Origin of the sequence: Halobacillus sp. HZG1 (assembly GCF_035818575.1) — a bacterium.
Lineage (GTDB): Bacteria > Bacillota > Bacilli > Bacillales > Halobacillaceae > Halobacillus > Halobacillus litoralis.
The window spans coordinates 1-13,998 of sequence record NZ_JAYLVQ010000066.1 but is presented as its reverse complement, the minus strand read 5'-3'; the positions used below and the strand labels follow the sequence as shown (position 1 = coordinate 13,998).

Genomic DNA, 13,998 nt, shown 5'->3' with positions numbered 1-13,998 from the left:
GTTGCTCACCCCAGTATGCATTTTTTTAGATCTTAAAGCTTATTCACTTATTTTATTAGTTAGTGAATTTTCTTTATCTGATATTAATTCAATAATATACTTGTTGAATTCTTTGGCATCCTTACTGTAATGTGCTCTTCGATGACAATTAGGACATATAGCAGCTACGTTTTCAGGGTGATCAGGGCCCCCATCCGAAAGTCTTTTCAGGTGATGTACTTCAAGAAATGGACTTCCATCTTGTGTTTGAAAGGGAGCCTCTTCTATACATGCTTCACAAATTCCGTTAGCCCTTTTTAGAGCATATTTTTTAATTGCTGCAGCTCTCTTTCGGATGATTGTTTTACGTTGTTGGTAGGTTGAACTTTGGTAGTCATCTGAATTTTTTAGAGCCATATTACGCAAGTCATTTAGATCATTAAAAGCTGTTGTGGATTCTGTGCTATTGCTATCATTATTTATTTTCTGTGTGGTCTCAAACTCAAAGACAATCATCTTTCTATGATTTCCTTCTTTATCGTTACCTGTAATAGTATGATATCCAATGTTAGTAAGTTGGTCTTTAAATTCATACATTCCAGAAGGGGCTGCATCTGTCTTCTCGAATAAATAAACATCTTTCCCGTTCTTAATATGATCTCTTAGTGCTTTGTTTCCCTCTTTAAAAACTTGGTGCCCAGATTGTCCTTCCCCTGTATAAAAGAAGGTATTGGCATCTTGCCAGCCATCTTTATAACCGTAGTCTTCTCCAGATTTGCCAGAAAAAATAAATATCATTGGATGATTCCTGCAGGCTGATATTCCTCTCTGTCTATTACCTCCAAATTCATCATGGATATCAGAGCGTTTATATACTTGGCCTGTGATAAATGGATAAATGTTATTAGGTTCTTTATAATTTCGTAGTCCCCACTTTCCTGATCCTTTTTCATCCGTTGCGTATATTAAGTCAGTTTCATCACCGGGAGTACCACGAAAAATTTCACAATCACTTGAGTGCAGGTAAAGGTTTTTCCTGATTTGTGCTTTCCAGTCTGTATATGTATTTAATTTGATTGTTCTTCCATTTTCTACCTCTTCATATATCTCATTCAGTGATCCTTTACCGCCCAGATTATTTAAGGCTGTAATAACTGCTTTTATCCATTTATTTTGTTGTGACATGTTACTCTCTCCTTTCATTTTATTTAGCAATACATAAATTGTATGGGTAAGTGACACGAAATGACAACAGTATAATGAAGAAACTCGATTAATGTTAATCAAGTTGGGGCAGAAAATGGGGCAGAATTTCATTATTATTGCCCCATTTTTATTTTGAAATATCAATTTATATCCTAAAGAACGTTGATTTAATAGTGCTCTGCAATAGTTCATCTTGTTCGATCATACCTACTCCAACAGCCTTCTAAGCTGTGGGTCGGGAGTTCGAATCTCTCCTGGGACGCTAAATAAAAAACTGTTTCTTTTGTTAAAAGCAAAAGAAACAGTTTTTTTGTGCTTAACATGCTCAAGTACTTTAGAGATATAGTACATCCCACTCCTATTCAAAGTATTAATACGGACATAGCGATAACAAAGGGTTTTTGACATAGCCTTCTGAATTTATTTAGCATAGCATCAAGCTCCTGAGATTTAGTAAGAGCGTTATTGTAATTTTGGTCGATCAGAAAGGCTCGGTACATTTCTCTTCTCTTATTTTCAATTTCATTTTTCAATTTTTCACAATCCATAAAAATTCCCCTTTTTACTATGATTTTACCTTATGTAATTGACTAGGAGTTAAAATTTAAAACTATTTTGAAAAAATGTCAAAATTAACAAATTATTTTTTGCTTTAAAGTAATAAATGAAAAAAGGCGATAAGTAATTTTCTTACACTTAGCGTCATTTATATCAATGCTTTAGTAAAGATAGTAGGAAAGCATTCATTCAATCTAGGAAACTCATGGTTATCTACTGAATCTATGAGGATGTTTTTAAAGGAAGTAATAACCATCATGGGATTTTTGGTTGAGGAAATAAAGAATAGAAGGTGGCGGTGAGAGTATGACTAGGGAAAGCTATATTAAGCAGGATCCAAAAACCTTCCCGTTAGCAAAAAAAGTAAGAGTTTTAATGAAAAGTATTTGCCTTGTAAAGTTATAAGTGATCGTCTTTTAGGAAACGAAAGAAGCGTCCTATCATTAGACGCTTCATTTTCGTGTAAAGGAGTTTACAAAAAGCGCCTCCTAATTTCTGGGGAGGGAAGTGGGCAGGCTTCCTCTCTACCGAACCATTTGTAACGATTCTTAGACAAGAATTTGTACGCTCCATCCCTTATCCGTTTAGGAACAATAATCATGGCAAAACCAATCTTCCAAACACCCTTCAAATGCTTACATACTCTTAACGCAGCTGAAGAACGAAGGTATGACTTTGAACCATCAATAAGGACAATACTATCCACTTCCTTGGAAATTTCATGTTGTCTCATCAATGATTGTCCAGCGTGGCTTTGTTGAGAAGCGAATTTAAAATGTCCTTCGGGATCTCTTTTTATAATGAATTGCACACTTTGATTGCAAAAATGACATTCCCCGTCAAAAAGGATAATTCGTTCCATATTCCATCACCTCTACGATCATTTTACCATGTTTTACATCAGGAGGTTCTTAAAAAGGTTTGCATTAGGTGGGGCACATATCACGTATTCTTCATACGCTATGATGTAGAGGAGTGATTCGTTTGATAGCCTTCACTTACATGCTGATTGGTATGTTTTTTTGCTTCCAGCAACAAGAACCAGTAAACCAGAGTAGAGAAGAGAAGTCCATATACATGTTCGTGTTATTAGGGTGGGTCATTCTTTGGCCGCTATTCTTAATTCGTGTATTACTTAAAGGTAAATAAAGGGTAAAGAAGATGGTTTTAACTCACATACATGCTCCTTCTCCCGGTAACAATAGTAATGGCTATAAAAGCCAAGCGATTTGAGGAGTGATCAGGATGGAGAAGAAGAATGTTCAGTGGTTGCCGATTGTCGCTTCTATCGGAATCGGTGCTGCCACCTACAGCATGATGACTGGTCAGGCAGGGCAGTTGCAGAACGTTATCCCGAGCATTGCTAAAATGTCAGGGCAACGTCAGAGCAACCCAACCTCTAATCAATAAAAGAAAGGGTGTGCTACTTAGCACACCCTTTCTCATTTCCTCTATAGAAACGTTCTCGATAAGGAGAGCGTTCGATGTCGATTCATGTAAGTTGGAGATTTCCTTTAGGCAATTCCATAGATCGCTTATCAATTTCTTTCGTCAATAAGTGGACGAATTCATCATCTAATTGAAGTTTCACGGATTCTATGTAAGTTTCCAGCAATGTTTGATCATCTAGCAATGACAAAACGATACATCCCCTTAAATTTTATGATTCGGTGAAATTTTATTCACATTCACTTATTTTAGCAAAAAAAGCGGAATCTTCATGAGTATAAAGTCCTGTTTTTTGCTAATATCAAACATTTTCAGATAATTTACTAAGATGAGGTTTTTGAATAGTGAAATCGTTTGTCTTTCTTTGTATTTACTTAACGAATAGTGACGGATCGGAAACGGATTTCAGATGGGGATGTGTATTCTTTGTGTTTCTTATGAATATACTTTAGTATATCCTAATAAGCTAAATGAATAGAGGTTTGAAAAACATAGGATAAGGATAGAATGTGGAAGTATAAACTCTTAGGGAAGGGTGTCTTATGGAAAATAAAAACGGGAACTTAGTGATGTTCCCAAAATGGAAAACCGCTCTGGAACGTAAAGGGCTGGACGCGTTAAAGGAAAAAAGATATAAAGATGCTTCAGAAGCTTTGGAGCCCCTTGTGGAGTATGGTGTTGCAAATGGGGATGTGATTACAGGACTTCTGATGAGTTGGATTGAACTTGGGTTGTATGATGAAGCGGAAGAATTGTGTCAAAAACAAATGAAGGAAGACTATGAACAGTACTACCATTATTTACATATCTATATCACCATCTTATTTCAGAGTAACCAGTATGAAGAAATCATAAATCTCTTGGAAGAAGTGTTCGAATCAGAAGACATACCCCATCAGAGTCGTACACAACTTTGGCAGATGTTTGAAGTGAGCAGGAAACTTCTCGAAGATCGTCATAAAGAGGAAGGTACGAAGTTTTTTGATGAATTTAAATACGCCCTGGATTCTGATGATATACATAAGCAATGGCAAGCGGTTGACCAATTAAAAAAACAGTCTCCTGACCTTTTTGCGGATGAGTTTCAACGGGTTTTAATAAATGAGACAGTCCACCCGATTATTAAATCCTCCATTTTAGAATGGTTCCGGGATGCTGGTTGGACGGAGGAGTTGACCATTAAGAAATTTGGGCAGACATCAACCGTCGTCCCTTCGGAATTAACACAGCTTCATTCCGATTACATCATTAAACAGATACAAATGAGACTCGGTCAAATTGAACAAAACAACCCGACCATGTATGAAATGATCAATCGTCTTTTATATCATTATTGCTATGTGCGTTATCCAATATTTCCTAATGAAAAGGAAGTCCCGATTCTAGTCGAAGCCCTTAAACAATTAGGGCATGATTATTTACAACTTCCAATGTCTGTGAATGAGGAGTTGGAAAACGTGGACAAATACAAATCTGAAATCGAACTATGTGAACAGCATTACGTATTGATCGTAGGTGAATAAATGAACAGCTCACGGCTTGAAAGGCTGTAGGATTATGTTATAATGTAGTGGTTGCAAACGAGATTCGTATGTAAAAAGAGTCATAGAATCGTCAGATCATCGTCTTCGGACGAAAATGAATGAATAGATGTTGGAGGGAATTTTTTATGTCAGCAAAATGGGAAAAGCAAGAAGGCAATCAGGGGACTTTGACAGTAGAAGTACCTGCAAGTGAGTTCGACAAAGCACTTGATCAAGCCTTCAAAAAAGTAGTTCAACAGGTACAAGTACCTGGGTTCCGTAAAGGTAAAGTACCTCGTAAACTTTTTGAACAGCGTTTCGGAGTGGAGTCTCTTTATCAGGATGCCCTTGATATTGTTCTTCCACAAGCTTACACAGAAGCTGTTGAAGAAACTGGGATTGAGCCAGTCGATCGTCCGGAAGTAGACGTTAAACAGATTGAAAAAGGCCAGGATCTTGTATTTACTGCTGAGGTTACAGTGAAGCCTGAAGTGAAACTGGGCGATTACAAAGGACTTGTCGTAGAAGAGCAGGATACTGAAGTATCAGATGAAGATGTTGAAAACGAACTGAAGCAGATGCAGGAGCGTCAAGCAGAGCTAGTTGTTAAAGAAGATGCTGCGGTTGAAAATGGCGACACAGTCGTTATGGATTTCGAAGGTTTCGTTGATGGCGAAGCGTTCGAAGGTGGACAGGCAGACAACTACTCTCTAGAAGTAGGCTCCGGTTCCTTTATCCCAGGTTTCGAAGAACAGCTGGTTGGTAAGAAAGCAGGAGAAGAAACAGACGTTGAAGTAACTTTCCCTGAAGAATACCACGCAGAAGATCTAGCTGGTAAGTCTGCGACATTCAAAGTTAAACTTCATGAAGTAAAAGGAAAAGAACTTCCTGAGCTTGATGATGAGTTTGCGAAAGATGTCGACGAAGAGGTCGAGTCTCTTGATGAACTGAAGAAGAAAACTCGTGAGCGTCTTGAAGAGCAGAAGAAAACAGACGCTGAAAACAGCAAGCGTGACACGCTTGTAACACAAGCTTCTGAAAATGCTGAAGTTGAAATTCCGGATGCTATGGTGGATACAGAGCTTGACCGCATGGTACAGGAATTCGAACAGCGTCTGCAAATGCAAGGCATGACAAAAGACATGTACTTCCAATTCACTGGTCAAGACGAAGATGCCCTTCGTGAGCAGATGAAAGAAGATGCAGCGAAGCGCGTGAAAACGAACCTAACTCTTGAAGCGATCGCAGAAGCGGAAAATGTCGAAGCTTCTGAAGAAGATGTGAACGCTGAACTTGAAAACATGGCTTCCATGTACCAAACAGATGTTGCTCAATTGACGCAAATGCTTGGTGGGAATACGGACATGATCAAAGAAGATCTTAAAGTCCGCAAAGCCATTGACGTTCTAGTTGCAAATTCTAAAGCTGAATAATAAACTAAGAAGACAAGGTGCATCATCGCACCTTGTCTTCTCATATATTTCTATATTAAAGAGTATAGAGGTAGAGAATAATGGGGAAGATAGTTGATACTTCTCCAGCTGTTTACATACAATAGTACTGGTGCTCCATCGTTTGACTTATCTGCAGTTGAATTACATAATGAGGATGGTGCAGAAAAAGTTGCGCACACCTCTGAAAAGGTATTGCTTTTTTGTTTGAAGTTAATCTGATATGATGAGCAAAAGAAGTGAAGTGGGAACGTAAGCGTCGTATCATGAAACTTCAGTCGCAACGATTGCGTCATTATAATAAGGGGTGAAACGAATGTTTAAATTTAACGATGAAAAAGGACAGTTGAAATGTTCTTTCTGCGGTAAAAGTCAGGAACAAGTCCGTAAGCTCGTAGCAGGACCTGGCGTATATATATGTGATGAATGTATTGAACTTTGTACAGAAATCGTTGAAGAAGAGCTGGGTAATGAAGAAGAAGTAGAATTCAAAGAGGTACCGAAGCCTCAAGAAATTCGTGAAATTCTAAGCGATTACGTCATTGGCCAGGATCAAGCCAAAAAGAACCTGTCTGTAGCCGTTTATAACCATTATAAGCGTATCAATGCAGGTGTGAAAAATGATGATGTAGAACTTGCGAAAAGTAACATCCTCATGCTTGGGCCTACAGGTAGCGGTAAAACCCTACTCGCTCAAACGTTGGCACGTATTCTGAACGTCCCATTTGCCATTGCTGATGCTACTTCCTTAACAGAAGCTGGTTACGTAGGTGAAGATGTTGAGAACATTCTGTTGAAGTTGATCCAAGCAGCAGATTATGATGTGGAGAAAGCGGAAAAGGGAATCATTTATATCGATGAAATCGATAAAGTGGCCCGTAAATCAGAGAACCCTTCCATTACAAGAGATGTCTCTGGTGAAGGTGTACAGCAGGCGTTACTGAAAATACTTGAAGGAACTCAAGCGAGTGTACCGCCACAAGGTGGACGTAAACATCCTCATCAAGAGTTCATCCAAATCGATACAACCAATGTATTGTTTATCGTAGGAGGAGCTTTTGACGGTATTGATCAGATCATCAAACGTCGTCTAGGACGTAAAGTGATTGGCTTCGGTTCTGAACAAGCAGCTGATGAAGCAGAGAAAAAAGAGTTGCTCACAAAAGTGCTTCCAGAGGATTTGTTGAGCTATGGTCTAATTCCGGAATTCATCGGTCGTCTACCAGTCATCGGCAGCCTGGAGCAGCTTGATGAAGATGCGCTTGTTGAAATTCTCACAAAACCGAAAAATGCGCTTGTGAAGCAGTATCAAAAACTCTTCCAAATCGACCATGTGGAGTTGGAGATGGAAGAAGATGCGCTTCGTGAAATCGCACGTCTAGCTATAGAACGTAAGACAGGTGCTCGTGGATTGCGCTCGATCATTGAAGGAATCATGCTGGACGTCATGTATGAACTTCCTTCCCGTGATGACATTGAGAAATGCATCATTACCAAAGAGACAGTCACTGCTAAAAATGGACGTCCTAAGCTAGTCTTGACAGATGGCACTGTTGAAGATGAGAATAAGCAATCTCCGAAAGAGAGTGCGTAAACCTTAAGGAATAAAATCCAAGAAGCCGTGCTACGAATATGATGTAGCACGGCTTCTGTATTATTAAAACGACTAAGAGCTACATAAGCATGAAAGGCTGGTTTCTGTTCATAATAAAGTATTAGAGGAGTGAGCCCCTTGACAGTAGTTGGTTAGGGGATTTCGGTGTTGGAATCATCTGGGGCCGTTTCGTTTACTTTCCAAGTACATTTCTATATGATAAAAATACGTAGCTGCAATAATCGGAGGTGCAAGAAATGACGGACAAACAGAGAAAAAAGATACCTCTACTTCCTCTCAGAGGGCTGCTTGTGTACCCTTCTATGGTCCTTCACCTGGATGTGGGGCGTGAAAAGTCGGTACAAGCGTTGGAACAGTCCATGATGGATGATAATGAAATTTTACTTGTGTCACAAAAAGAAGTGAATATTGATGAACCCTCAAAAGATGACCTGTATGAGATTGGAACGATTGCCCGGGTAAAACAGATGGTTAAATTACCTAATGGCACCAATCGAGTCCTTGTAGAAGGTTTATATAGAGCCCATGTCGATCAATTGGTCGATGATGAGGACTTTTATTATGCGAATATCACTAAAATTGAGGATGAGCATGTAGGAGAAAATGAAGAAGAAGCCCTCATGCGAACGTTGATGGATCAATTTGAGAAATTCGTAAAAGTATCTAAAAAAGTAAGTCAGGAAACCTTTAATACCGTATCCGATATTGATGAGCCGAGTCACATGGCTGACATGATTGCTTCCCATTTGCCTGTGAAACTAAAAGAGAAGCAGTCTATTCTTGAAACAGTGAATGTGAAAGAACGGCTTCAAAAGCTTGTCGACATGATTGGCAATGAACGTGAAGTCCTGCAAATTGAACAAAAGATCGGTAAAAGGGTAAAGAAATCCATGGAAAAAACGCAAAAGGAATATTACTTGCGTGAACAAATGAAAGCGATCCAAAATGAACTTGGTGATAAGGATGGAAAATCAGGAGAGGTCGCTCAACTTAAAGAAAAAATAGAGCAGGCCGATATGCCTGAGCGAGTAGAGGAAATCGCTTATAAAGAACTTGGTAGATATGAAAAAGTCCCACAAAGCTCCGCAGAAAGTTCTGTAATCCGTAATTATATTGAATGGCTTGTGGCTCTGCCATGGTCGAATGAGACGGAAGATAACCTGGATGTGAATCGTGCAGAGAAGATTTTGGACGAAGATCATTATGGTTTGGAGAAGGTTAAGGAGCGCGTTCTTGAATACTTAGCCGTTCAAAAGCTGACTCAAACGATCAAAGGACCGATCTTGTGTCTGGCTGGACCTCCTGGGGTCGGAAAAACTTCTCTTGCCAAGTCCATCGCTCGTTCCATCAATCGAAAATTTGTTAGAATCTCTTTAGGTGGCATCCGTGATGAAGCCGAAATCCGTGGTCATCGTAGGACTTATATCGGGGCTATGCCCGGACGTATTATTCAAGGGATGAAACGTGCAGAAACCGTGAACCCTGTATTTTTACTTGATGAAATTGATAAAATGGCAAGTGATTTCAGAGGGGATCCTTCTTCAGCGATGTTGGAAGTCCTTGACCCGGAACAAAACGGGACGTTTAGTGACCATTTCATTGAGGAGAACTACGATTTATCTAAGGTTATGTTTGTCGCTACAGCCAATAATATTTCAAACATACCTGGCCCATTGCGTGACAGAATGGAGATTATAACCATTGCTGGTTATACGGAAGTTGAGAAAGTTCATATTGCTAAAGAGCATCTGCTTCCTAAGCAAGTCAAGGAAAATGGATTGAAGAAAGGCCAGTTGCAATTACGTGATGATGCGCTTTTGAAATTGATCCGTCGGTATACAAGAGAAGCGGGTGTTCGTGGTTTGGAGCGTGAATTGGCGAGTTTATGCAGAAAAGCTGCTAAAATCATCGTTTCTGGTGATAAACAACGGGTAGTAGTGACTGAAAAGCAGTTGGAGGAGCTTCTTGGCCGTCCGAAATTCCGTTATGGACGTGCTGAACTGGAAGATCAAATTGGAGCTGCTACCGGTCTTGCATACACAACTGCAGGTGGAGATACTTTATCCATTGAAGTTTCCATATATCCTGGAAAAGGTAACCTTACATTAACAGGGAAACTTGGAGATGTGATGAAAGAATCCGCACAAGCTGCATTCAGCTATATCCGCTCAAGAGCGAACGAACTGAACATCGACCCTGAGTTTGTGGAAAAGAACGACATCCATATTCACGTACCTGAGGGCGCGACCCCTAAAGACGGCCCATCAGCAGGTATAACGATGGCGACTGCCCTCGTATCGGCCCTGACAGGTCGCCCTGTCCGTAAAGAAGTAGGTATGACAGGTGAAATTACATTAAGAGGACGCGTGTTGCCTATTGGCGGATTAAAGGAAAAATCCTTGAGTGCCCACCGTGCAGGATTAACGAAAATTATCATCCCGGATCAGAACGAAAAAGACTTGGAAGATATTCCTGACAGCATTAAGGAAGGTTTAACTTTTGTCCCTGTGAAGCATTTGGATGAAGTATTAGAACAAGCATTAACGGAGGCAGTACATGAAAGTTAACACGGCAGACATCGTCATCAGTGCGGCGAGCAAAAAGCAGTACCCAAAAGCACCGATTCCTGAGATTGCACTGGCAGGAAGATCGAATGTTGGTAAATCATCATTTATCAATCGTATGATTCAACGAAAGAATTTAGCTAGAACTTCATCGAAACCTGGTAAAACTCAAACGTTGAATTTCTACATCATCAATGATAAATTTCACTTCGTCGATGTACCTGGATATGGGTATGCAAAGGTTTCTAAAAAGGAACGCGCGAAGTGGGGAGAAATGATGGAAGAATATTTTGCTGAGCGTGAGCAATTGAAAGCGACAGCTTTAATTATCGACATCCGTCATAAACCAACAGAAGATGATCAACTGATGTACAATTATTTGAAACACTTCGAGCACCCTGTTATGGTCATCGCGACAAAGCTTGATAAAATCAAAAAAGGCCAACGACAGAAACAGCTTAAAATGATTTATGATGTGTTGGAAATGGAAGAGGAGGATGCGTTAATTCCTTTCTCATCCGAAACGGGCGAAGGTAAGGATGTTGCGTGGAAAACCATGCTTTCGCACTTGAATTTATAATAAAAAACGACTTCCCTCATTAGGGGAGTCGTTTTTTATGTCCTGTGTATATTCATGCAAATATTTATTATATTAAAGCAAATTCATGCATTTATAAGGAAAGGATTGTATTCCGAAGGTCAGGCTCATCATCAGCAATATTTCGTATTTTTTGGACGATGTACAATTTTGGGAATTGTTTGATAAATAGATATAATTTAAAGTGTCGCTATTATTACAGAAAAATGACAAATTGATGAAGGGGAGAATTTTGGTTATGAGAAAATATTTACTGATGATTACCCTCAGCATCTTCATGATCTTAGCTCTTGCTGCCTGTGGCGGAAGCGAGGATGAAGGAGGAAATTCAGGGGATTCGAATGAAACGGATACTGGTGATTCCTCAGAAGAAACAGCTTATGACCTTGTTGAAGATGGTCAGTTTACGTTTGCTGCTTCTGGTGAATTCCGACCATTTAGTATGACTGATTCCAGTGGGGAAATGACAGGTTTTGATATCGATGTTGCGAATGCCATTGCTGAGGAATTGGGCTTGGAGCCGAATCCTCAAAAACAGAAGTTCGCGAGTATCGTAGAAGGTGTGAAGACCGGTCGTTTTGATGCGGCGGTTGCAAGTCATACCATTACGGAAGAAAGACAGCAGGAAGTAGATTTTTCTACTCCTTACTATTATTCCGGGGCACAAATTTTCACACGTCCAGACAGTGATGTAGAAACGCTTGAAGACTTAGAGGGAATGGAAATCGCCATTTCTAAAGGTTCTACTTATAGCACGTATGCAGAAGAAGTGACAGAAAACATCAAAACATATGACAGTGATGTTGTAGCCTTACAATCGCTCGCAAAAGGTCGTCATGATGCTGTAATCACAGATTTCTTGACTGGGAAGGAAGCTTCAGGAGAAGGCCTTGAGATTGAATCGAAAGAAATGATTGAGCGTAGTGAACAGGCTGTTGCTGTAGCAAAAGAAAACGAAGCCTTACTTGAAGAAATCAATGCAGCTCTAGAAACACTTCGTGAAGATGGAACACTTGCTGAAATTAGTAAAGAATACTTTGGGGAAGATATTACGACTCTGCCAGAGTAAATGCTCGTTTTTCAGTTGAAGACCGAAGTTAAGAAGAGTGCGCAATGAGCGTACTCTTTTTGACATTATAGAGGAGTTGAAGTCAATTGTATTTGTATTCTGCTAACTTTTGGACAGCACTCATCGATAGTCGAGGCATGTTTTTTGAAGCCGCTCAAATGACTCTGGCCCTTACTGCGGTCTCTATTTTAATTGCGATCGTCATCGGGTTAATGTTTGCCTTTATGAAAATATCTAAAATCAAACCATTGGAATGGCTTGCGAATGTGTACATTTATGTGGTGAGGGGAACCCCGCTGATTGTTCAAATCTTCGTGTTTTTTTATGGTTTAACGGAAGTGTGGATGATCAGTGGATTCTGGTCTGTAGCACTAGGTCTTGCCTTCCACAACGGCGCCTATATTGCAGAGATTTTCCGAGGATCCATCCAATCGATTGGAAAGGGTCAGACAGAAGCTGGCCGGTCACTGGGAATGAGCGGTACTTTAACGATGCGACGCATCATCCTGCCTCAGGCTTTTAGACGTGCATTGCCTCCGCTTGGGAATCAGTTTATTATTGGTTTGAAAGATTCATCGTTGGCTGCATTCATCGGTGTATCAGAAATATTTGCTGTAGCCACCACTCAAGGAGCCAATACATTCGACTATATGACCTGGTTGCTCGTAAGTGCTGTATGGTATTTGATTCTCGTATTCCTACTGACGCTAGTTGTCAGTGCAATTGAGAAGAAGATGGCTGTGAGTGACTAACAGAGGAGGAAACACAATTGTCAGAGCAAATGATTCGAGTCAATAAATTGAATAAATCGTTTGGGGATCTCCATGTCTTGAAAGATATTGATTTTCATGTAGAAGAAAGTGAAGTGGTTGTACTCATCGGGGCCAGCGGATCCGGAAAGAGTACAATGCTGCGTTGTTTGAACTTTTTAGAAATGAAGAACAGTGGAGAGCTCTTTATTAAAGGGGAACAAATTGATCCTAAAAAAGATAACTTGAACAAAGTAAGACAACAAGTCGGAATGGTCTTTCAGCATTTTAATCTATTCCCTCATATGACGGTACTAGGAAACGTTATTGAGGCGCCTACTCAAGTCAAAGGAATTTCTAAAAGTCAGGCGAAAAAAGAAGGCCAGGAACTTCTGGAAAAAGTGGGCCTCGGGGATAAAGCCAATGATTATCCATCAAGGCTTTCTGGTGGTCAGAAACAAAGAGTTGCCATTGCTCGGGCACTTGCAATGAAACCTGAAATCATGCTGTTTGATGAGCCGACATCAGCGCTAGACCCCGAACTTGTCGGAGAAGTTCTCGCCACTATGAAAGACCTTGCGAAAGAAGGAATGACAATGGTCGTGGTCACCCACGAAATGGGATTTGCAAGAGAAGTCGCCGACCGTGTCGTTTATATGCATGATGGAAAAATCGTAGAGTCAGGAGCTCCGAAAGATTTGTTCGAAAATCCACAAGAAGAAAGAACCCAAGCGTTCCTAAGCTCCATTTTATAAAACACAAAACCCCCAGAGGTTGCCTCTGGGGGTTTTGTGTTTTGTTCTTATTGAAAAAGGTATTAAGGAAAATGGCAGGATTGTTTAAGACTCAGTTTCGAGACTTTTGTGAGAGTTTAGGGCTCCGGGAAACGGTTCCTTTCCATGGGGCGGGCGGTGAGCCTCTTCAGGCTGACGCCTTCCGGGGTCTCACCTGTCCCACATGTCCCATAGGAGTCTCACCGTTTCCCTCCGCCCCTTTACCATGGAATAGATTCTCGAAACCTACACTAAAAGGGCAGCTCTTATGATTTTGATAGGCGGATTTTAGAACCCCTGCACTTATAAGTAAGGTTCTAATCCTTCCCACCTAGGCAGGCATAATGGGCTTTGTATCAAGCAATTACTCTTTCTAGACGTCCATTGGATAGAGTGCATATTATCCATTTCCTATAAACATATATGCTGATTTTCTAAGTAGTGGTTTCGAGAATCTTCCTTGG

At 40.2% G+C, this 13,998-nt stretch carries 13 protein-coding genes; 9 read left to right on the top strand and 4 right to left on the bottom strand.

All coding sequences use genetic code 11. The features are described 5' to 3' along the window. Positions 1-39: 39 nt before the first annotated feature. The 3 genes from VKA52_RS12560 to VKA52_RS12550 form a co-directional block, all read right to left on the bottom strand. Positions 40-1,164, bottom strand: coding sequence for an HNH endonuclease (locus VKA52_RS12560; RefSeq protein WP_326315878.1), 1,125 nt, complete (start codon positions 1,162-1,164; stop codon positions 40-42). A gap of 383 nt (positions 1,165-1,547) precedes the next feature. Continuing rightward, on the bottom strand, positions 1,548-1,733 hold the full coding sequence (locus VKA52_RS12555) for an aspartyl-phosphate phosphatase Spo0E family protein (RefSeq protein ID WP_326315877.1): 186 nt from the start codon (positions 1,731-1,733) through the stop codon (positions 1,548-1,550). Between the two features lie 482 nt (positions 1,734-2,215). Further along, on the bottom strand, positions 2,216-2,605 hold the full coding sequence (locus tag VKA52_RS12550; protein WP_326315876.1) for a thiol-disulfide oxidoreductase DCC family protein: 390 nt from the start codon (positions 2,603-2,605) through the stop codon (positions 2,216-2,218). 374 nt (positions 2,606-2,979) lie between these two features. Here VKA52_RS12550 and VKA52_RS12545 point away from each other — a divergent pair, with 374 nt between their 5' ends. Then, a complete protein-coding gene (locus tag VKA52_RS12545) occupies positions 2,980-3,153 on the top strand; it encodes a hypothetical protein (RefSeq protein WP_326315941.1) in 174 nt (57 codons plus the stop codon). A gap of 82 nt (positions 3,154-3,235) precedes the next feature. On the opposite strand, the gene sda is transcribed toward VKA52_RS12545, so the two are convergent. Further along, a complete protein-coding gene (gene sda / locus VKA52_RS12540; protein WP_202412530.1) occupies positions 3,236-3,382 on the bottom strand; it encodes a sporulation histidine kinase inhibitor Sda in 147 nt (48 codons plus the stop codon). 352 nt (positions 3,383-3,734) lie between these two features. Here sda and VKA52_RS12535 point away from each other — a divergent pair, with 352 nt between their 5' ends. The 8 genes from VKA52_RS12535 (at position 3,735) to VKA52_RS12500 (ending at position 13,516) form a co-directional block, all read left to right on the top strand. Beyond that, positions 3,735-4,715, top strand: coding sequence for a tetratricopeptide repeat protein (locus VKA52_RS12535; protein ID WP_326315875.1), 981 nt, complete (start codon positions 3,735-3,737; stop codon positions 4,713-4,715). A gap of 146 nt (positions 4,716-4,861) precedes the next feature. Beyond that, complete coding sequence (gene tig, locus VKA52_RS12530; RefSeq protein ID WP_206945841.1) at positions 4,862-6,148, top strand: trigger factor; 1,287 nt, start codon at positions 4,862-4,864, stop codon at positions 6,146-6,148. Positions 6,149-6,482: 334 nt separating this feature from the next. Continuing rightward, positions 6,483-7,760 carry an ATP-dependent protease ATP-binding subunit ClpX gene (gene clpX / locus VKA52_RS12525; protein WP_089652698.1) on the top strand — a complete coding sequence of 426 codons (1,278 nt, stop codon included), beginning with the start codon at positions 6,483-6,485 and terminating at the stop codon, positions 7,758-7,760. A gap of 257 nt (positions 7,761-8,017) precedes the next feature. Further along, positions 8,018-10,348 carry an endopeptidase La gene (gene lon / locus VKA52_RS12520; RefSeq protein ID WP_326315874.1) on the top strand — a complete coding sequence of 777 codons (2,331 nt, stop codon included), beginning with the start codon at positions 8,018-8,020 and terminating at the stop codon, positions 10,346-10,348. Continuing rightward, a complete protein-coding gene (yihA, locus tag VKA52_RS12515) occupies positions 10,338-10,925 on the top strand; it encodes a ribosome biogenesis GTP-binding protein YihA/YsxC (RefSeq protein WP_160915500.1) in 588 nt (195 codons plus the stop codon). The genes lon and yihA overlap by 11 nt, the downstream gene beginning before the upstream one ends. Positions 10,926-11,181: 256 nt before the next feature. After that, positions 11,182-12,012, top strand: coding sequence for a transporter substrate-binding domain-containing protein (locus tag VKA52_RS12510; protein WP_326315873.1), 831 nt, complete (start codon positions 11,182-11,184; stop codon positions 12,010-12,012). A 137-nt stretch (positions 12,013-12,149) separates the two neighbouring features. Then, on the top strand, positions 12,150-12,764 hold the full coding sequence (locus tag VKA52_RS12505; RefSeq protein ID WP_326315937.1) for an amino acid ABC transporter permease: 615 nt from the start codon (positions 12,150-12,152) through the stop codon (positions 12,762-12,764). A 29-nt stretch (positions 12,765-12,793) separates the two neighbouring features. Beyond that, a complete protein-coding gene (locus VKA52_RS12500) occupies positions 12,794-13,516 on the top strand; it encodes an amino acid ABC transporter ATP-binding protein (protein WP_160915610.1) in 723 nt (240 codons plus the stop codon). The last annotated feature ends 482 nt before the right edge of the window (positions 13,517-13,998 follow it).

Coding starts and splice junctions, on each gene's coding strand:
- VKA52_RS12555 (WP_326315877.1), bottom strand. CDS start 1,733: ATGGATTGTGAAAAATTGAAAAATGAAATTGAAAATAAGAGAAGAGAA.
- VKA52_RS12500 (WP_160915610.1), top strand. CDS start 12,794: ATGATTCGAGTCAATAAATTGAATAAATCGTTTGGGGATCTCCATGTC.
- VKA52_RS12560 (WP_326315878.1), bottom strand. CDS start 1,164: ATGTCACAACAAAATAAATGGATAAAAGCAGTTATTACAGCCTTAAAT.
- tig (WP_206945841.1), top strand. CDS start 4,862: ATGTCAGCAAAATGGGAAAAGCAAGAAGGCAATCAGGGGACTTTGACA.
- VKA52_RS12510 (WP_326315873.1), top strand. CDS start 11,182: ATGAGAAAATATTTACTGATGATTACCCTCAGCATCTTCATGATCTTA.
- VKA52_RS12550 (WP_326315876.1), bottom strand. CDS start 2,605: ATGGAACGAATTATCCTTTTTGACGGGGAATGTCATTTTTGCAATCAA.
- lon (WP_326315874.1), top strand. CDS start 8,018: ATGACGGACAAACAGAGAAAAAAGATACCTCTACTTCCTCTCAGAGGG.
- clpX (WP_089652698.1), top strand. CDS start 6,483: ATGTTTAAATTTAACGATGAAAAAGGACAGTTGAAATGTTCTTTCTGC.
- VKA52_RS12535 (WP_326315875.1), top strand. CDS start 3,735: ATGGAAAATAAAAACGGGAACTTAGTGATGTTCCCAAAATGGAAAACC.
- VKA52_RS12505 (WP_326315937.1), top strand. CDS start 12,150: ATGTTTTTTGAAGCCGCTCAAATGACTCTGGCCCTTACTGCGGTCTCT.
- yihA (WP_160915500.1), top strand. CDS start 10,338: ATGAAAGTTAACACGGCAGACATCGTCATCAGTGCGGCGAGCAAAAAG.